This window comes from Ruegeria sp. YTSA168, assembly GCF_059610045.1.
This window is the reverse complement of the sequence record NZ_JBXWMW010000003.1, coordinates 125,874-142,843: the sequence shown is the minus strand read 5'-3', so window position 1 is coordinate 142,843 and position 16,970 is coordinate 125,874. Positions and strand designations below refer to the sequence as shown.

The following is a 16,970-nucleotide window of genomic DNA, read 5'->3' as shown; positions in this document are numbered from 1 at the left end:
CGGAAGCAGGGTAACGCGATTTAACCTGTCTGCACAGGGTCAGGTGGAAATCTGTTTTCGATCCGACCCATGTGAACCATCAGGCCAAAGGCCGTGATACACATGGTCAGAATGCCAATGGTCAAAGGGGTAATCGAGCCGTCGAACAGCAACCCGATCGGGGCGGCAATGGCGGCGGCCAACACGGTGGCGACCGATCCGATCACCGAAGCGGCCATGCCCGCGATATGGCCCATCGGCTCCATCGCGATGGCGTTGAGATTGCCCATGGTCACACCGGCCATGAAGAAAACAGTTGTTTGCCATGCCACAAATAACGCGAAGGACGCATTGGGTGACATGGGGATTGCGCTGAGTACGATCACAAGCGCCGTGATCAGGATTTGCCCCCCAAGTGCCCATGTCACCATGCGGCGCATTCCAATACGCACCACCAACGCGGCGTTCAGCAAACTGGCAGAACCTGAGATCAAAGCCACAAACCCAAACCAGAACGGAAAGCTGTCCGCGCGATCATGGATCACGTCATAAACAGGCTGCACCATGGTCAACATAGTGAACAAGATGCCCATGCAGAGGGTCTGCACCAGGATCGAGAGGCGCACAGTAGGGTGGGCAAACATCTCTTTCGTGGCGGCAACCATCAGCGGCAGGCGGAACGGGCGGCGGTTTTCTTTCGCCAGCGACTCGGGCAGGCGGGTGCCCATCCAGATGCACACGATCACGGCGAACAGAATGAACAGGGCAAAGATGCTGCGCCAGCCGAACAGGGCGATAACGCCTGCGCCCAGCATGGGTGCGACAGCAGGCACCAGCGTGAAGATCATCATGGCGATCGAGATGATCCGAGCCATGATCCGACCGGAATACAGATCGCGAATGATCGCCATTGCCACAACGCGCGGACCTGCGGCACCAAGGCCCTGCGCCACGCGGGCTGCCAGAACCATCTCGAGCGAAGAACTGGCCCAAGCTACGGCAGAGGCCACGATATACAGCGCGACGCCACCATAGATCACTGGCTTACGCCCGAACGCATCTGACAGGGGGCCAGTGAAGAAGGTTCCGATGCCCATGCCTAAAACAAAAGAGGTCAGGATCAACTGCGCGCGGTTGATATCATCGGGGCTGAGCTGCGCGCCGATCTCGGGCAGGGCGGGCAGCATCGAATCGATTGAAAAGGCGATGGTCGAGAACATCATTGCGATCAGCGCAATGAATTCCCCTCGGGACATGCGATTGGCCATGGGCGCTCCTTATCTGTTCGCGCTATCACGGCAGACCAGGTTGCGCCAGACCGGAATTTTGCACATGGCTCTGTGCTTCTATGCAGATGAAGCCTCAAGTTGAGACATGATTTCGCCAATCACTTTCTCCCACATTTCAGGGGGTTGAGCACCTGGAACGGCGTGTTGATTGGCAACGATAAAGGTCGGAACCGAACTGACACCCATTTCACGTGAATGTGTGTCGCGGTTGCGGATATCTTCGCGGTCGGCGTCTGATTTCAGCAGTTTCAGCACCACCGCTGCATCCATACCCGCGCTGTCGGCAATGTCAGACAGAACCTCCGGGTCGCCGATATCGCGGGCCTGAACGAAATACGCGTCGAACAGAGCATCCACGACGGCGTTTTGCTTGCCTTCGATCCCGGCCCAGTGGATCAGGCGATGTGCGTCGAGCGTGTTTGGGGTGCGCTTCATCCCCTCAAAATCGATCTTGAGGCCCGCATTTTCCGCATGCTCAACCACGGGTGCATAGGCGCGTACCGCACCGTCCTTGCCGCCGAACTTACGTTCCAGATATTCGCGCCGATCCATGCCTGCATCCGGCATATCGGGGTTCAGCTGGAACGGGTGCCATTCGATGACAAAAGGATGTTCCGGGACTTTGGCCAATGCCTTGTCCAGATGGGTTTTTCCGATGTAGCACCACGGGCAGATCGGATCGGAAAGGATATCGAGCTTGACGGTCTGGGTCATTCGGTGGTCGCCTTGAAATAGGCCGGCAATGCGCGGCGCAAGAGTTTGCCGTTGCCGCCGGTCGGCAACTCGGGAAGGTGAACGAAGGCGCGCGGCTGTTTGTAACGCGCCAGATTGGTTTGGACATAGGCGTACAAAGCGTCCTCGTCCAGCCTTTGGGGGCCAGTGTAAAAGGCCGCTATCACAAATGTGTCCGGTTTGACTTCAACCGCTGCGGCCCCGACCTGTGTGATGCCGGGATAGTTGGACAGGGCGGATTCAACCTCAACTGGTGAGACGCGGTAGCCGCCTGCGTTCATCATGTCATCATCGCGCCCCAGATAGGTGATCTGTCCATCCACGGCCATGGCCCCCTGATCGCCGGTCAGGAACCAGTCGCCCTGCATCCGGTCGGTAACCTCATCCGGTGCGTTGAGATAGGTCAGCATCAGGCCTGGGTCAGATCGATGGATGGCAATGGTGCCGTCTTGTCCCTGTGGTACGGGACCATCCGGCCCAAGGATCGCAACGCGGCGACCGGGTTGTGGCTGTCCCAGCGCTTCACCACGTGCGGGGTGCGTCGGACTGGACGAGATGAAGGTCGAGCATTCCGACATTCCATAGGCCTCATAGAGCTCAGTGCCGGTGGCGGACTGCCAGCGCGTATGTAGCTGCGGAGACAGCTTTTCTCCGGCGCAAAGCCCATGACGCAGATTGGGCAGATCGATCTGTTCAGAACCTTGCAGCATCTTTCGGAAAACGCCGGGCGCGGCAGCAAAGATCGAGGCCCGGCTGCGCTTTAGTAACCCGGGTAAATCCGATAAATCGGTGCCGGGTTCCGGGATCAGAGCAGTCGCGCCAATGGTCCATGGATCCATCAACCCTGTGCCCAGCGTGTAAGTCCAGTTGAACGCACCGGCGTGGCACAGCCGATCCTTCTGTGTCAGCCCATACCAGCCATCCACCATCATCTGTCGCGCCCATATGGCACGGTGGGCGTGGGCCACGGCGCGCGGTTTGCCCGAGGTGCCCGACGTATAGACCACATAGGCCAGCCGCTCGGGGTCACCCAATTCAAATTCGGCGGCGGGCAGGTCGCGCATTGTCTTCAGCGCCGATAGGTCAATCTGATGCGGATGCGCGGCGCAAGCCACCGATGGGTCGCGCAGGATTGCAGCAGGGGAAAGATCGGCGATGATGCGGGCCGTTTCCGGTTCGGTCAGTTGCGACGAGGTTGGTACCGGCACGATCCCCACCGCGATCGCACCAAGATATGCGATGGGGAAATCGACGGTGTTTCCCAACCGCATCAACGCGATGTCTCCGGGGATCAGACCAGCCTGCAACAGGCCGGCGCCCGTTCCCAGAACGGCGCGTTTCAACCGGCTGTAACTCCAATCATCCGTGTTGTTTGCGCCCAGAACCGACAGGGCGGTTTTGTCCGGCAAGCGATCCGCATGGCGCAGCACATGGGCGGCCAGATTGAACGGCGCAGGGCAGGGCGCGGGTGACCCCTGATCAAAGATCGATAACATGCTGTCTGGCTAACGCGGCGTCTGCTGCGTTGCAAGCTGGGCTGGCTGGTCCTATAGAAAGGCCATGAGCACGCAAGATCCCAAGTCCCTAATCCGCATTGCCCGCGAATCCGGTGTTGAGGCAGAGGTTGAACCTCTGGACCTTGGCGTGCGTGTCCGCGAACTGCGCAAGGCACGAAACTGGACGCTGGAACAGGCCGCCACGCAGGCCGGGTTGGCGCGCTCGACCCTCAGCAAGATCGAAAACGGGCAGATGTCGCCCACTTATGATGCGTTGAAAAAGCTGGCCATCGGGTTGGAGATTTCGGTGCCGCAGCTGTTCACCCCACCACAGCGTGATCAGGTGATCGGGCGCATGGCAGTGACCCGGGTGGGCGATGGGACGGCCCACGCCACCGCAACCTACGAACACGAGTTGCTGGCTGAGACGCTGACGAAAAAGCAGATGTTGCCCTATCGCGCGCGGGTGCGTGCGCGGTCAATGGACGAGTTTGACGGATGGGTGCGCCATGATGGCGAAGAATTCCTGTATGTGCTGACCGGGGTCGTGCGCTTGTATACTGAATTCTACGAACCCGTCGAAATGCGCCGGGGGGACAGTGCCTATTATGATGGCAGCATGGGGCACAATGTCGTGTCGGTCAGCGACGAAGATGCCACGATCCTGTGGGTGACGTCACTTAGCTAGGGCCGCATGCGCCAGTTCGTGGTTCAGGCGTTCGGTGAACAGGAAATCCTCGACCTCTTCATGGGCTTCGTTCACCGTCAGATGATGGCGTTCTGCCAGGTAGGCCTCGAACTGTTCCCGATTGTTCCAGACGCGGTCCATATCCTGATCTCTCAGGTTTGGAAAACGCCGTTTTGCGCGGGCATAGGTGGCGCCCAGCTCTTTCGTAAGTTCTGCCCAGTTCAACATGTGCGAGCCTCCCGTGATCCGACCTGGTCTGCTCTCCCCCACGGGTAGGGTACGAAGCTGTTACAGGAACGTGAGACATGACAAAATGTCGCAGGTGCTGTGCGGGGTGTTTGCCAAAGAAAAACCCGCTGCGGGTTGTCCGCAACGGGCCTTTGGACCTGAGTTCGTGAGTGAGTGGTAGCCGGTCCTGTTAAGCGAGGTCAGGGGCGACGTCCTGCCGGTTTAGGTATCTGATATAAAAGTGCTATTTCTCTGCTGATCGCATGTTTCCCTACACTCAGGCTATATCAATAGAATATGATGAGTAAAGTGAATTGATGACTATGATCGGAAACCTACCAAATTTGGACATTTGTCACGCATTTTGCCGATCCTGCTAGGTTACACTACTAAACATAGGGCGTATGTTGCCCTGTGCTGATTTTTGCCGAAGTAGAATAGCAAATGGGTCAAGGCGCGATCTGAGCCTCGCATCCGGTGTTCTGTTCAACAGGCCATTCGCTTTGTCAGGCTTTCGCGCAGCGCAAAGGGGCTTAACCTTCGTACCACCAAATCTCTGGCATGTATTGCGGCCCGTCGCCGTAGATCGGCAGCGTTTCAGGGAATTTCAGTTCCCGGATATGCGCGATACGCCCAACATCGAAATTCCAGATCGGAATGACATACCGACCTGCTGTCAGGACCCGGTCCAGCGCGCGGGTTGCTGCTACAAAATCCTCGCGAGACTCTGAGGCCAGCATCGCATCGATCATCCCATCCACAGCCGGTGAGGCAACGCCCATAAGGTTCCGCGTTCCCGGTGTATCGGCGTTTTCGCTGCCCCAATACAGGCGCTGTTCATTACCCGGAGACAGTGACAGCGCACGGCGGAACGGGGTCATGTCAAAATCTAATTCGGCGATGCGGCCCGTATATTGCGCATTATCCACCTGTTCAGTGAGGACCTGAATGCCTAACCGCTCCAACGCGCGGGCATAGATATCGACCGCTGTTTGCATCTCGGTATCGCCCTGTTGCAGCAAAACACCGATCCGGAAGGGCTCACTATTCTGGTTCTGTAAAACACCGCCCTGAATGGTCCATCCGGCCTCGGCCAGCAGCTTGGTTGCTTCTCGGATATTGCTGCGATTGCGGGCTGATCCGTCGCCTTGGGGCAATACATAGCCCTCGAGAGTGCCGGGGGTCAGGACCTTGTTAAACGGTTCCAGCAGTGATTGTACTTTGCCGGTGGCGGGTCCGGGCTGCATCGCCAAATCGGAGCCCGAGAAATATGAGGTAATTCGGGGCTGCGCACCGCCCGTGATCGTGTCGTTGATAAATTCGAAGTTGAAGGCCAGTGTCAGCGCCTCGCGCACGCGCCAATCGTCGAACGGGGCTTTGCGGGTGTTCATGACCAGCCCGGTCATGCCCGAGGGCTTACCATGTGGGATTTCGGTTTTGATCACATCGCCGCGCTGGATGGCAGGGAAAGCATACTGGTTATCCCATTTGTCCGCATTGAATTCACGCACAGCGGATAGCTCTCCGGCCTTGAAGGCCTCAAACAAAACCGTGGCATCGCCGTAGAACTCGATCCGCATCTCATCAAGATTCATTGTACCGCGGCGGAACGGGATGTCCGCGCCCCAATAGTCGGGATTTCGGCGCAGGTTGACGTATCGGCCTGCCTCATAATCGTCGATGACATAAGGGCCTGTACCGATTGGGATGTCTTGCAGTGGGGCGTCGGCAAAGCTCTTGCCCTCCCACTGGGCCTTTTGCAGGATGGGGCGCAGCCCGGCGATCAGGGCCAATTCGCGATCGGGTTCATTGAACGAAATCCGGACCGTGCGTGGGCCGGTTTCTTCGATACTGTCGATCTTGGACCACAGCCCGCGATAGCGCAGATGACCTTCGGTGCCCAATGACTGGAACGACCAGATCACATCTTCGACAGTGACGGGGGCTCCATCAGAAAACGCAGCCTCTTCCCGCAGTGTGAATTCAACCCAGGACCGGTCTGGCGCCGTCTCAACCGATTCGGCTAACAGCCCGTAAAGAGTGAAAGGTTCGTCCCAGGACCGGCCCATCAGGCTTTCATGGGTCCAGAATCGCAACTGCCAGGGCGAGGTGCCTTTTTGCACAAAGGGGTTCAAACTGTTATAGCCGCCCGTATTCCCAAAAACGACCTTGCCACCTTTGGGCGCATCTGGGTTGACATAGGGCAGAGACACAAAATCCGGTGGTAAAGCCGGATCGCCATACATAGCTATGCCATGTGACGAATCTGCCTGGGCCAAAGGGGCGGCCAAAATGCAGGCGATTCCCGCTGCGAGTGAACGTAGAGGGCGTAGAAAATCCGGGCTCATTTTGGAAACAATCCTGCTCTGGCCTTATTTTGTTGGGTATCATCGTACCGATGATTTTTCTTATTTTCAAACTTTTAGCTTGGATGAAGGCATGGAATTGCTTATAAAGGTCTCACTGCTCGATAGGTTTCTTGCCTGTATGAAACCTGCCTCAATAACTTAACGCCCGCTTCGTGCGGGCGTTTTTTTTGGCTGCGGCAAGCTGTATCAGCGCGAGACTTTATCGGCGTCTTTCCCCGTTTTCTTTGCAGGTGCAGCATGGCATGCTGCGTTTGAACAGAGGTCAGTGGAGAATGGTTATGAGCCTGTCGGGAAAAACAGCGATCATCACGGGATCGAATTCGGGGATCGGTTTGGGCATTGCGCGCGAACTGGCCAAAGCCGGGGCAGATGTGGTTTTGAATTCCTTCACGGATCGGGATGAGGATCATGCGCTGGCCGCGGAGATCGCAAAAGAAACGGGAACCAAGGCGCGCTACATCAAGGCCGACATGTCGAAGGGCGATGAATGCCGGGCTCTGATCGCGCAGGCGGGGGCTTGCGATATTCTGGTGAACAACGCGGGTATTCAGCACGTCTCGCCCATTGATCAGTTTCCAGTCGAGAAATGGGATGCGATTATCGCGATCAACATGAACTCGGCCTTTCACACTACGGCGGCAGCATTGCCGGTGATGCGTGCGGCAGGATGGGGCCGGGTCGTCAATATTGCGTCGGCCCATGGTCTGACCGCATCGCCTTATAAAGCGGCCTATGTCGCGGCAAAGCACGGCGTTGTCGGGATGACCAAATCGGTTGCTCTGGAGACCGCGCAGGAGCCGATCACCTGCAATGCGGTTTGTCCGGGCTATGTGCTGACACCGCTGGTTGAGGCGCAAATCCCAGACACGATGAAGGAATACAACATGAGCCGCGAGGATGTGATCAAGAACGTCATGTTGGAGCGGCAACCATCCAAAGAGTTTGCGACAGTCGAGCAACTGGGTGGCACCGTGCAGTTCCTGTGTTCGGATGCGGCGGCGCAGATCACAGGCACGACCATTTCCGTAGATGGCGGCTGGACGGCGCTGTAGTTTCCATGGGGGCTCTGCCCCCATACCCCCGAGGTATTTTCGAACAGAAGAAGGGGCGCGATCGTGAAACAGATCAATCTGGCATTGCAGGGCGGTGGGGCGCATGGGGCCTTCACTTGGGGTGTTCTTGACCGAATTCTGGATGAAGAGGATATCGAGGTTGCGGCGATCACCGGAACATCGGCCGGGGCGTTGAACGGGGCGGCGTTCAAGTCGGGGATGGTGCATGCAGGCCGCGACGGCGCGCGGGCGCGATTGGATGAGTTGTGGAGACAGATGGGCGCTGTGGGTGACATGCGCCTGACCAACTGGTTTCGCGGATTGGAGCCGTCGAGCATTGCGCAGGCTATGGAATACTCGCTGCCCTATTCGGTGGGTGAGGCCTGGTCGCGGATGGTGTCGCCTTATGCCTATGGGCCCTTCTATACAAACCCGCTTGAGCCCGTTGTTGACCGGTTCAATTTTGAAGAAGTCTGCGCCGACCAGGGGCCTCGCCTGTTTGTCTGTGCGACCTGTGTGCGCAGCGGCAAGATCCGTGTGTTCACGGGCGGTGAGATATCAACGGATGCCATTCTGGCCTCGGCCTGTTTGCCGACCTTGTTCAAGGCGGTGGAGATTTATGACCCTGAGACCGAGCGGACCGAAGCCTATTGGGATGGCGGATACACGGGTAACCCGGCCTTGTATCCTTTGTTCGGTGATGACCTGCCGGATGATGTTGTGATTGTGAACATCAACCCGCTGGAACGGGATGAATTGCCGGTTACGCCGCAACAGATTCAGAACCGGATCAACGAGATCAGCTTTAACTCATCCCTGTTTCGCGAGTTGCGGGCGATCAGTTTTGTTCAGCGGTTGCTGAAAGAAGGCAAGCTGAAAGCTGGTGAGATGAGCCGTGTGCTAGTGCACATGGTCGCGGATAACGATCTGATGAACAGCCTGTCGGTTGCCACCAAGACGGTGCCAAATCCGGTAATCCTGCATAAGCTGAAACAGGCAGGTCGGGATGCGGCGGATGGGTTCCTGTCGCGGCACAAGAATGATCTGGGGCAGAACAGCACCGTTGATCTGCCCGCGATGTTCGGCTGATCACTCGGGCGGTTGGGTCGGGTCTTTTTCGTTTGGATAGACCAGACCCGCCGAGATCACCAGTTTGGCAGCATCCTCGATGCTCATATCCAACAGGATGACGTCTTCGGACGGAAAGAACAGCAAGAAGCCCGAGGTCGGGTTTGGCGTTGTCGGGATAAAAACGCTCAGCAGGTCGTCGCCGGTTTCGGCTCTGATATTGACTTCGCCCTTGGCTGTGGTCGACACGAACCCGATGGCCCAGATGCCGCGGCGTGGGTATTGAACAAGACAGGCTTTTTCAAAAGACCGCTCTGTCTGGGCAAACACGGTTTCCGAGATTTGTTTGATCCCGGAATAGATCGACCGCACGATGGGCATGCGGTTTACCAGGCCTTCGGCGAATGAGATCAACGAACGGCCAAGGATGCCCTTGGCGATCCAACCGACCAGAATTGTGAAGATCAGAAAGATTATGACACCGACGCCGCGCAGGTTGATGCCTACATATTGTTCGGGCTGGAACTGTTGAGGCACCAAAGGCAGCACCGCGCTGTCGATCCAGCCCACGACGGACCAGATCAGCCAGACGGTCAGCCAGACCGGCGCAATCACGACGATCCCCGTCAGGAATGACGCACGCAAGCGCGCGAACAGGCCGGGGCGGCGATGGGGCTTTTCGTCAAACGGTGTATTCATTGCGGATCCGAGTGGCTTGCCGGACTAGTTAAGCAGTCCGGCGGGCCGGTGCAATAGGGCAGAATTACGCGCTGTTTGCCAGTGCTTTAGCAATATTCGCAGCCAGTCGCGCATTGTTACGGACCAATGCGATATTTGCCGTTAGCGAACGGCCTTGGGTCTTTTCGAAAATCCGTTGCAGCAGATAGGGTGTGACGGCCTTTCCGGTGATGCGGTGGGCATCCGCATCAGACTGCGCCTCGGCTATGATCGGGGCCAGTTCTTTGGCAGGGATTTGATCGGTGTCGGGGATCGGATTGGCGACCAATTGACCGCCGGGCAGACCCAGAGCGCGGCGCGTGGCATGGGCCTTCGCAATGGCCTCGGCGCTGTCTATCCGCAGGGGCGCAGCATAGGGGGATTTGGCCGACCAGAAGGCCGGGAACTCGTCTTGACCATGGGCGATGACGGGCACACCCAATGTCTCGAGTACTTCGAGTGTCTTGGCCAGATCAAGGATGGCTTTGGCCCCGGCGGCCACGACGGTCACAGGGGTTTGCCCAAGCTCGTGCAGATCGGCGGAGATATCGAATGAGGTTTCGGCCCCTTGGTGAACACCGCCGATCCCGCCGGTCGCAAAGACCTCGATCCCTGCGCAATGCGCCGCGATCATCGTTGCTGCGACGGTGGTGGCACCGGTACCACCGGTTGCGATGCAGGCTGCCATATCGGCGCGCGAAAGCTTGGCGACGCCTTGCGCTTGGCCCAAGGATTGTAACTGATCAGGTTCAAGACCCACATGCAGCACGCCTTCGATCACTGCCATCGTAGCCGGAACCGCCCCGGCATCGCGGATGTCCTGTTCTACCTGCGCCGCAACCTCGATGTTCTGGGGGTAGGGCATGCCATGGGTGATGATGGTGCTTTCGAGTGCGACGATGGGCTGACCTGAGTCTTTAGCGGCGCGGACCTCGGCGGAATAGTGGATGTCGATCACAGGGGAGTTTCTCCGGAAACATAGGTTGCGGCGGCGTTCAATGCGCGGGTGAGGGCCGTTTGTTCATCGGCCCCATTTGATTCCGAGGCGATATGCGCCGCCATGAAAGTGTCACCCGCGCCGGTGACGCGGGTCACCAGTACGGATGGGGGTGTCTGGGTCAAAACGCCTGTTGCTGATCCCACGGTCGCGGAATTACCACCATCGGTGACCAGGACCCGCAGCGCACCGCGATCCAACAGGCCTTTGGCGGCGGATTCGGAATCGGTGAACTCGCGCTGGCAGAGCAGGCCGGCCTCTTCCAGATTGACATATAGCGTCGCGCGGGCGTGTTTCAGGAAGGGCAGCAGCCGTTCGGCCTTGCCGGGCGAGGCAGGCGCCACCCGCAGATCCGCCTTGGCAAAGGCTGGGCTTTGCGCGATTTCTTCCAGCAGGTTCAGCGTCAGGTTCCCGTCCAGCGCGATCGGGCCTTCAAAGGGGGCGTTTTCGTATCCCAAAGGGCCGTGCATCAGCGGACGCAGAATCTTGGCCCCGGCAGCCTCAAGCGAATGCGCATCGGCAATGGCGGCAATCAAACCATTCGCCCCTTCGACCGCCATGTAGCGGTCAGTGGGTAGATCCTGCGAGCGGTAGATGTGTTCGGTCACCATGCCCAGCCGTGCGCAGGCATTGACCAACTCGTCACCTTCGGGATCGCGGCCAATCGCGGTCAGCAGAGTCGGTGTCATGCCAAAGCGCACCAGCGTCATGGCGATGTTCATCGCGACGCCACCAGGAAGACGCGTGATCCGGCCGGGCACGTCCGATCCTTGCCGCATGGCGCTGGCAGATCGTCCGATCACGTCCCATAGAACTGAACCGATACACAGGATTTCGCTGTTCTGAGTCATGCTGTTGTCATGCCGCAGCACCGGAGGGCGTGCAAGAGGGCGCGCGCAGATAAAGCTGCGCGCTCAACTGTTCGGGCTTGCGATCCGATGCGTTCGGCGGGAAACTCGCGGCATATGGTTTCTGATTTGATTTCAAAAGCAGAGTATCACGCATGAGCGGTTTGTTCCGCCTAATCCTGATTTTGCCGGTCGTTTTGATCTTAATTGCTGCGCCGCTCAGGGCGCAAACGCATCCGCCGAGCATTGTCGAGTTCTGGACCAAAGCGGATAGCCTGCTGATCGAGATCAGCCTGAATGTCGAGATGTTTCTGGCCGGGCTGGACCCCGAAGCGCAACCGGATGTCGCGGGCAATGCGCGCTACCGCGAACTCCGCCGGCTGGTCTCATCCGAGTTGGAGGCCGAGGTGCGGGGCTTTGTCAATGACTGGGCGGCCTCGTTGCAGGTTGAGGTCGAAGGGCCGGTTCGCCTTTCCTATGAAGGCGTGCGCATCCCGGTGGTTGGGGACCCCGACGAGCCCCGTCTCTCAAAGCTTCTGCTGACGGCCTCCTTGCCCGAGGGGGCATCGGCGCTGCGGCTGACCTGGCCTGCCGGTCACGGCCCCGTTGTGATCAAACAGCAGCGTGTCGAGGCACCCTATACCGGCTACCTGATGGCCGGAGAGACCAGCCCGCTGATCCCGCTGCAAGGCGGCGCGGCGCTGAGCGGACAACAAACGATGCTGGTGTTCCTGGTCAAAGGAGCAGAGCAGATCGTAACGGACGGAATGCGTGTATTTGCGCTGGCTCTGGCTTTGGTCTTCTTGTCGCTGTCCCCAAGGTCGCTGGTCCTGCAATTGGTCTTCTTGTCCCTCGGTGCGATCTTTGGGTTGGCGTTGTCGGCATTCGGAGCGTTGGTGCTGTCGTCCTTTGTCGCGTCGATATCGTTGACGGCGGCGGTTGTGGTGCTGGCGCTTTGGAATCTGATCCTACGCGGTGTTCATGTGTTTCGCCTGTTGGCGGTGTTTGCCATCGGCCTGCTGTTAGGCAATGCCCTAAGCCAATCGCTGAGTGCGATCGGCGCGCCGCCGGACCATCTGCCGCCCGCACTTTTGGGGTATGTGATTGGCTATCTGGCGGTTCTGTCAGCAGCTGCTGCGACCGCGTTGGGTGTTGTGACCGTGATTGCGGGCGGATCCCATCGCTTTCGCGGCCGCATCTCGGTTCTGGGCTCGATCCTGATTGCCGGTCTGGGCGTCTATTGGATGATCGAGCCTTGGTTGTTTAGCTAGTCATACTCTCAAGCAGAGTGTTCAGCGCCACCATCGGGTCTTCGGCAGACCAGATCTCGTCACCAATGCCAAAGAAATCTGTGCAGGGGGACAGGTCGCGGATCAGGTCGGGCGTCAGGCCGCCCTCGGCCACAACCGGAACTTCGATCATTTCGGACCACCATTGAAACAGGTCCTTTTCCGCCAATGTGCCGTCACCCAGGGAAGACGCGCCCACCGGGCCAAAGGCGACATAGTCGACGCCTGCCTCACCTGCGCTCATGCCGTCATGGCTGGAGGCCCCGCAGAAACTGCCAACAATTGCGTCGGTACCCAGTTCCTTGCGCGCGGCGCGCACCGACCTTGCCCCATCATCCAGATGCACACCATCCAGCCCCAACCGCTGTGCCATCAGAACATGGTTGGAGATCACAATCGCCACGTCGCGCGTATGGGCCACCTCGCGGCAGGCATCGGCTGCGCGGGCAATGGTATCCTCGTCATTTCCGGCCAGAGCGAGGCGAATGCACGCGATCTCGGCCCGGTCCAACACCCGCGCCAATTGGTCCGGATACGTGCTGAGCGTGATGGTCGGCGGCGTGATCAGGTAAATCTGCGGCTGCTCGGGGGTGTCCGCGGTAGTATTCATGGGGGCGCGTCCTTCGGTATTCAGTTCCAGCGCGGTTTAGCGGATTGCCGTTGGGAAGCAAACTTTTTTGCCTCCGGCGGAGGTATTTGGGAACAGAAGAAGCATGGGGCGGCTTGCCCTTCGTTTATGCGGCGACTAGAGCAAGCTGAGTTTTTCGGAGATAACCATGCCCAGCGACCCATCCCAGCCTTCTTTTGTGCTTGTGCGCCCGCAGATGGGTGAAAACATCGGGGCCGCTGCGCGGGCGATGTGGAATTTCGGGCTGGATCGGATGCGGATCGTGGCCCCTCGGGACGGGTGGCCGAACCCAAAGGCGGTGGCGATGTCCAGCGGGGCGGGGCGGCTGCTGGATGAGGCACAGCTGTTTGACGATCTGGCCGGATCGTTGGCTGACACCACCTTTGTGTTTGCCACCACAGCGCGGCAACGCGGGTTGACCAAGCCGGTCTACAGTCCCGAACGTGCCATGCAGATCGCGGCCCAGAAGGTTGCCGCGGGTGAAAAGGTTGCTGTTCTATTTGGCCCTGAACGCGCGGGGCTTGAGAATGAGGATATCGCCAAAGCCAACGCGATCATCTCGGTCCCGGTGAACCCGGAATATGCCTCGCTGAACCTGGGTCAATGTGTGTTGCTGACCGCCTATGAGTGGATGCGTCAGACCGGTGATGTGGTGCATGAAGCCACCGATCTGGGCAAGGGCGATTGGGCGACCGGTATCGAGGTCGAGAAACTGGTTGAGCATTATGAAGACCGGCTGGAAGAGGCTGGTTTCTTCTACCCGCCCGAAAAGGCCGAAGGCATGAAGACCAATCTACGCAACCTGTGGTCGCGGATGCGGATGACGCGGGCAGATGTGCAGATGTTGCACGGTGTCATGCGTCAGATGGTCCGTTGGAAAGACAAAGGGTAAGGCTGGACCTTGCCCCTCACTGGCCCTAGCTTGCGACGAAATCCAGGACATATGAGGACAGCATGAGCGCAAAGCGCAGCATCTTCGAAGACGTCTCAGACACCGAAAAACAACAAGCCGTTCAACCCGGTATGATCGACAAGGGCCGCGGCGGGGCGCGCAAGGCGATCCGGGCGTGGCTGATGATCCTGTTCGCTCTGGTCGTTGTGATGATCGCCGTGGGTGGCCTGACCCGGCTGACCGATAGCGGGCTGTCGATCACTGAATGGCGTCCGATCACCGGGGCCATCCCACCGATGACCGAGGCCGACTGGCAATCCGAATTCGACAAGTACAAAGTAATCGACCAGTGGCGCATTCAGAACCAATGGATGGGGCTGGATGATTTCAAATTCATCTACTGGTGGGAATGGGGCCATCGTCAGTTGGGCCGTGTGATCGGGCTGGTCTGGGCGATCGGTTTCTTTGGCTTCCTGATTGCGCGCAAGATCCCTACGGGTTGGACGGGTAAACTGTTGATCCCGGGTGCCTTGGGCGGCGTTCAGGGGGCCGTCGGCTGGTGGATGGTTGCCTCGGGCGTGACGCAGGGCGAGGGGATGACGGCCGTTGCCAGCTATCGTCTGGCCACCCATCTCGGCTTGGCCTTCGTGATCCTTGGGTTCCTTGCTTGGTACATCTTTGAACTCGGCCGCGAGGAACGCGACCTGATGCAGGCCCGCCGCGCGAAAGAGGCGAAACTGTTCTCGCTCTCGACTGGCTTGTTGCATTTCGCCTTTTTGCAGATCCTCATCGGTGCGTTGGTCGCTGGGATCGACGCTGGACGGTCGTACACCGACTGGCCTCTGATCGGTGGGCAGCTATTGCCGCCAGATGCGACTATGCTGGAACCGATGTGGCGCAACTTCTTCGAAAGCCCCGGTCTGGTGCAATTCATCCACCGTTGCGCGGGGTATCTCCTGTTCATCTTCGCCATCATCGTCTGGCGTCGGGGGCAGGGCAGCGCCCACCCGCAGACCCGTTTCGCCTTCAACGCAGCCTTTGCGGCCCTGTCGCTGCAGGTGGTGGTCGGCATCGTCACGGTCGTTTATGCGGCCCCGTGGCAAATCGCCATTTTCCACCAGTTCATGGCCGTTGTCGTCTGGACGCTGATCCTGCGCGCGCGCTTCCTGACGGCCTATCCAATTGCAACTTCAGTGCGCGGAGTTTGATACTATGACCGCATTCAATGACCTGATGGCCTTTCAACGTGAAACCTCGGCCTTAGCTCAGATCGCAGGGCGGCTGGGGTGGGATCAGGAAACGATGATGCCACGTGGAGCCGCCCCGCAACGGGCCGAAGAAATGGCCGCGATCGAGGCTGTGCTGCATGCCCGCCGGTCTGACCCGCGCGTGTCGGATTGGTTGGACCAGGCCGCCCCGCAGGATGAGGCAGGCAAGGCGCAGCTGCGCGAGATCCGCCGGGCTTATGAACGGACGGTCAAAGTACCGGCCGATCTGGCAACTGCAATTGCCCGGGTGACCTCGGCAGCTCAGGGGAAATGGGCGCAGGCGCGGGCGGACGAAGATGTCTCGGCCTTCCTTCCGGTGCTCGAAGAGGTGGTCGCGCTGAAGCGGCAAGAAGGCGAGGCGCTGGCGCAGGGCCGTGACGTCTATGACGCCATGGTCGAGGACTACGAGCCCTACACAACCGGCACCCAGATTGCGGCGATCTTTGATGAAATGCGCCCACGCCTGGTGGCTCTGCGCGCTGCAGTGCTTGCACGCCCACAGCCCGCAGAACTGAGCGGTCACTTCGATGAACGCATTCAGATGCAGCTTACCCAAAAGCTGGCGGTTGCCTTTGGGTATGACCTGAACAATGGCCGTGTGGACAAGGCGGTGCATCCGTTCAGCTCGGGCAGCGGGCTGGATGTGCGGATCACCACCCGCACCAGCGAAACCGACCCGTTCAATTGCTTCTATTCAACCATTCATGAGGTCGGCCATGCCGCCTATGAACAAGGGATTGATCGCGACTATTTGCTGACGCCGCTGGGTCAGGGCGTGTCCATGGGCGTGCATGAAAGCCAAAGCCGGATTTATGAGAATCAGCTGGGTCGGTCGCACGCCTTTACCGGATGGCTGTTTAGGCAGATGAAAGACGCGTTTGGTGACTTTGGCATTGCCGACGCTTATGCGTTCTATGCCACCGTCAACCGCGTCCATAATGGCTATATCCGGACCGAGGCGGATGAGGTGCAGTACAACCTGCACATTATGCTGCGCTTTGATCTGGAACGCGCGCTGATGGCCGGGGATTTGCAGGTTAGCGATCTTGAGGCCGCGTGGAATGACCGGTTTAAGGCTGATTTTGGCTATGCGGTAGACAAGCCTTCGAACGGATGTTTGCAGGATGTGCATTGGTCGGTGGGCCTGTTTGGCTATTTCCCAACTTATTCCTTGGGCAATGTCTATGCCGGGTGCCTCTATCAAGCCTTGCGGAAGGCGGTGCCTGAACTGGAGGCCCAACTGGCCGAAGGTGACACATCGCAGGCAACCGGATGGCTGCGCGAAACGGTTCAGCGTCACGGCGGTCTCTATGCGCCGCGCGAGATCATTCGGCAGGCCAGCGGGATCGAACCGGGGCCGGGTCCGTTGCTGGACTATCTGGAGCAGAAATTCGGGGCGCTCTACGGTCTTTGACAGGTTGCCGTCACGT

General features: G+C 58.9%; 17 protein-coding genes. 7 read left to right on the top strand and 10 right to left on the bottom strand.

The window, feature by feature from the left end; translation table 11 throughout:
• Positions 1 to 20: 20 nt before the first annotated feature.
• The 3 genes from AC2FFE_RS07335 to AC2FFE_RS07325 form a co-directional block, all read right to left on the bottom strand.
• Positions 21 to 1,247: a multidrug effflux MFS transporter gene (locus AC2FFE_RS07335; protein WP_496817595.1), complete on the bottom strand. Its 1,227-nt coding sequence runs from the start codon at positions 1,245 to 1,247 to the stop codon at positions 21 to 23.
• 78 nt (positions 1,248 to 1,325) lie between these two features.
• Positions 1,326 to 1,982 (bottom strand): DsbA family oxidoreductase, encoded by a 657-nt coding sequence (locus AC2FFE_RS07330; protein WP_496817596.1) that lies wholly within the window; start codon positions 1,980 to 1,982, stop codon positions 1,326 to 1,328.
• Positions 1,979 to 3,496, bottom strand: coding sequence for a class I adenylate-forming enzyme family protein (locus tag AC2FFE_RS07325; RefSeq protein WP_496817597.1), 1,518 nt, complete (start codon positions 3,494 to 3,496; stop codon positions 1,979 to 1,981). The genes AC2FFE_RS07330 and AC2FFE_RS07325 overlap by 4 nt, the downstream gene beginning before the upstream one ends.
• Before the next feature lie 64 nt (positions 3,497 to 3,560).
• Between AC2FFE_RS07325 and AC2FFE_RS07320 the strand changes: the two genes are divergently transcribed.
• A complete protein-coding gene (locus AC2FFE_RS07320) occupies positions 3,561 to 4,184 on the top strand; it encodes a helix-turn-helix domain-containing protein (RefSeq protein WP_496846302.1) in 624 nt (207 codons plus the stop codon).
• Here the strand turns inward: AC2FFE_RS07320 and AC2FFE_RS07315 are convergent.
• Positions 4,173 to 4,412: a hypothetical protein gene (locus tag AC2FFE_RS07315; protein WP_496817599.1), complete on the bottom strand. Its 240-nt coding sequence runs from the start codon at positions 4,410 to 4,412 to the stop codon at positions 4,173 to 4,175. The two genes, AC2FFE_RS07320 and AC2FFE_RS07315, sit on opposite strands and share 12 nt — an antisense overlap.
• 533 nt (positions 4,413 to 4,945) lie before the next feature.
• Positions 4,946 to 6,760, bottom strand: a complete 1,815-nt coding sequence (locus tag AC2FFE_RS07310; protein ID WP_496846301.1) for an extracellular solute-binding protein — start codon at positions 6,758 to 6,760, stop codon at positions 4,946 to 4,948.
• 299 nt (positions 6,761 to 7,059) lie between these two features.
• Between AC2FFE_RS07310 and AC2FFE_RS07305 the strand changes: the two genes are divergently transcribed.
• Both AC2FFE_RS07305 and AC2FFE_RS07300 read left to right on the top strand, forming a co-directional pair.
• The gene (locus AC2FFE_RS07305; protein ID WP_496817601.1) at positions 7,060 to 7,833 is read left to right on the top strand and encodes a 3-hydroxybutyrate dehydrogenase; all 774 of its coding nucleotides are present in this window, start codon (positions 7,060 to 7,062) and stop codon (positions 7,831 to 7,833) included.
• Positions 7,834 to 7,893: 60 nt separating this feature from the next.
• A complete protein-coding gene (locus AC2FFE_RS07300; protein ID WP_496846466.1) occupies positions 7,894 to 8,922 on the top strand; it encodes a patatin-like phospholipase family protein in 1,029 nt (342 codons plus the stop codon).
• Here the strand turns inward: AC2FFE_RS07300 and AC2FFE_RS07295 are convergent, their stop codons facing one another.
• From AC2FFE_RS07295 to AC2FFE_RS07280, 4 genes are all read right to left on the bottom strand, one after another.
• Positions 8,923 to 9,600: a DUF502 domain-containing protein gene (locus AC2FFE_RS07295; protein ID WP_496817602.1), complete on the bottom strand. Its 678-nt coding sequence runs from the start codon at positions 9,598 to 9,600 to the stop codon at positions 8,923 to 8,925.
• A gap of 64 nt (positions 9,601 to 9,664) precedes the next feature.
• The gene (locus tag AC2FFE_RS07290) at positions 9,665 to 10,576 is read right to left on the bottom strand and encodes a pseudouridine-5'-phosphate glycosidase (RefSeq protein WP_496846300.1); all 912 of its coding nucleotides are present in this window, start codon (positions 10,574 to 10,576) and stop codon (positions 9,665 to 9,667) included.
• A complete protein-coding gene (locus AC2FFE_RS07285; RefSeq protein WP_496846299.1) occupies positions 10,573 to 11,466 on the bottom strand; it encodes a PfkB family carbohydrate kinase in 894 nt (297 codons plus the stop codon). The genes AC2FFE_RS07290 and AC2FFE_RS07285 overlap by 4 nt, the downstream gene beginning before the upstream one ends.
• A gap of 7 nt (positions 11,467 to 11,473) precedes the next feature.
• Positions 11,474 to 11,620: a hypothetical protein gene (locus AC2FFE_RS07280; RefSeq protein WP_496817605.1), complete on the bottom strand. Its 147-nt coding sequence runs from the start codon at positions 11,618 to 11,620 to the stop codon at positions 11,474 to 11,476.
• Here AC2FFE_RS07280 and AC2FFE_RS07275 point away from each other — a divergent pair.
• A complete protein-coding gene (locus AC2FFE_RS07275) occupies positions 11,619 to 12,734 on the top strand; it encodes a HupE/UreJ family protein (RefSeq protein ID WP_496846298.1) in 1,116 nt (371 codons plus the stop codon). The genes AC2FFE_RS07280 and AC2FFE_RS07275 overlap by 2 nt on opposite strands.
• Here the strand turns inward: AC2FFE_RS07275 and AC2FFE_RS07270 are convergent.
• Positions 12,727 to 13,362, bottom strand: a complete 636-nt coding sequence (locus tag AC2FFE_RS07270) for a thiamine phosphate synthase (RefSeq protein ID WP_496817607.1) — start codon at positions 13,360 to 13,362, stop codon at positions 12,727 to 12,729. The genes AC2FFE_RS07275 and AC2FFE_RS07270 overlap by 8 nt on opposite strands.
• 166 nt (positions 13,363 to 13,528) lie before the next feature.
• Between AC2FFE_RS07270 and AC2FFE_RS07265 the strand changes: the two genes are divergently transcribed.
• From AC2FFE_RS07265 to AC2FFE_RS07255, 3 genes are all read left to right on the top strand, one after another.
• Complete coding sequence (locus tag AC2FFE_RS07265; RefSeq protein ID WP_496846297.1) at positions 13,529 to 14,272, top strand: RNA methyltransferase; 744 nt, start codon at positions 13,529 to 13,531, stop codon at positions 14,270 to 14,272.
• A gap of 62 nt (positions 14,273 to 14,334) precedes the next feature.
• On the top strand, positions 14,335 to 15,480 hold the full coding sequence (ctaA, locus tag AC2FFE_RS07260) for a heme A synthase (protein ID WP_496846296.1): 1,146 nt from the start codon (positions 14,335 to 14,337) through the stop codon (positions 15,478 to 15,480).
• A 4-nt stretch (positions 15,481 to 15,484) separates the two neighbouring features.
• Entirely contained in the window at positions 15,485 to 16,954 is a 1,470-nt protein-coding gene (locus tag AC2FFE_RS07255) for a carboxypeptidase M32 (RefSeq protein ID WP_496846295.1), read from the top strand.
• The last annotated feature ends 16 nt before the right edge of the window (positions 16,955 to 16,970 follow it).

Excerpts from the sequence above, each read along its gene's own strand:
- AC2FFE_RS07310 (WP_496846301.1), bottom strand. The coding sequence starts at position 6,760 with ATGAGCCCGGATTTTCTACGCCCTCTACGTTCACTCGCAGCGGGAATC.
- AC2FFE_RS07325 (WP_496817597.1), bottom strand. The coding sequence starts at position 3,496 with ATGTTATCGATCTTTGATCAGGGGTCACCCGCGCCCTGCCCTGCGCCG.
- AC2FFE_RS07305 (WP_496817601.1), top strand. The coding sequence starts at position 7,060 with ATGAGCCTGTCGGGAAAAACAGCGATCATCACGGGATCGAATTCGGGG.
- AC2FFE_RS07275 (WP_496846298.1), top strand. The coding sequence starts at position 11,619 with ATGAGCGGTTTGTTCCGCCTAATCCTGATTTTGCCGGTCGTTTTGATC.
- AC2FFE_RS07315 (WP_496817599.1), bottom strand. The coding sequence starts at position 4,412 with ATGTTGAACTGGGCAGAACTTACGAAAGAGCTGGGCGCCACCTATGCC.
- AC2FFE_RS07265 (WP_496846297.1), top strand. The coding sequence starts at position 13,529 with ATGCCCAGCGACCCATCCCAGCCTTCTTTTGTGCTTGTGCGCCCGCAG.
- AC2FFE_RS07320 (WP_496846302.1), top strand. The coding sequence starts at position 3,561 with ATGAGCACGCAAGATCCCAAGTCCCTAATCCGCATTGCCCGCGAATCC.
- AC2FFE_RS07335 (WP_496817595.1), bottom strand. The coding sequence starts at position 1,247 with ATGGCCAATCGCATGTCCCGAGGGGAATTCATTGCGCTGATCGCAATG.
- AC2FFE_RS07295 (WP_496817602.1), bottom strand. The coding sequence starts at position 9,600 with ATGAATACACCGTTTGACGAAAAGCCCCATCGCCGCCCCGGCCTGTTC.
- AC2FFE_RS07280 (WP_496817605.1), bottom strand. The coding sequence starts at position 11,620 with ATGCGTGATACTCTGCTTTTGAAATCAAATCAGAAACCATATGCCGCG.
- AC2FFE_RS07255 (WP_496846295.1), top strand. The coding sequence starts at position 15,485 with ATGACCGCATTCAATGACCTGATGGCCTTTCAACGTGAAACCTCGGCC.
- AC2FFE_RS07330 (WP_496817596.1), bottom strand. The coding sequence starts at position 1,982 with ATGACCCAGACCGTCAAGCTCGATATCCTTTCCGATCCGATCTGCCCG.
- ctaA (WP_496846296.1), top strand. The coding sequence starts at position 14,335 with ATGAGCGCAAAGCGCAGCATCTTCGAAGACGTCTCAGACACCGAAAAA.
- AC2FFE_RS07285 (WP_496846299.1), bottom strand. The coding sequence starts at position 11,466 with ATGACTCAGAACAGCGAAATCCTGTGTATCGGTTCAGTTCTATGGGAC.
- AC2FFE_RS07270 (WP_496817607.1), bottom strand. The coding sequence starts at position 13,362 with ATGAATACTACCGCGGACACCCCCGAGCAGCCGCAGATTTACCTGATC.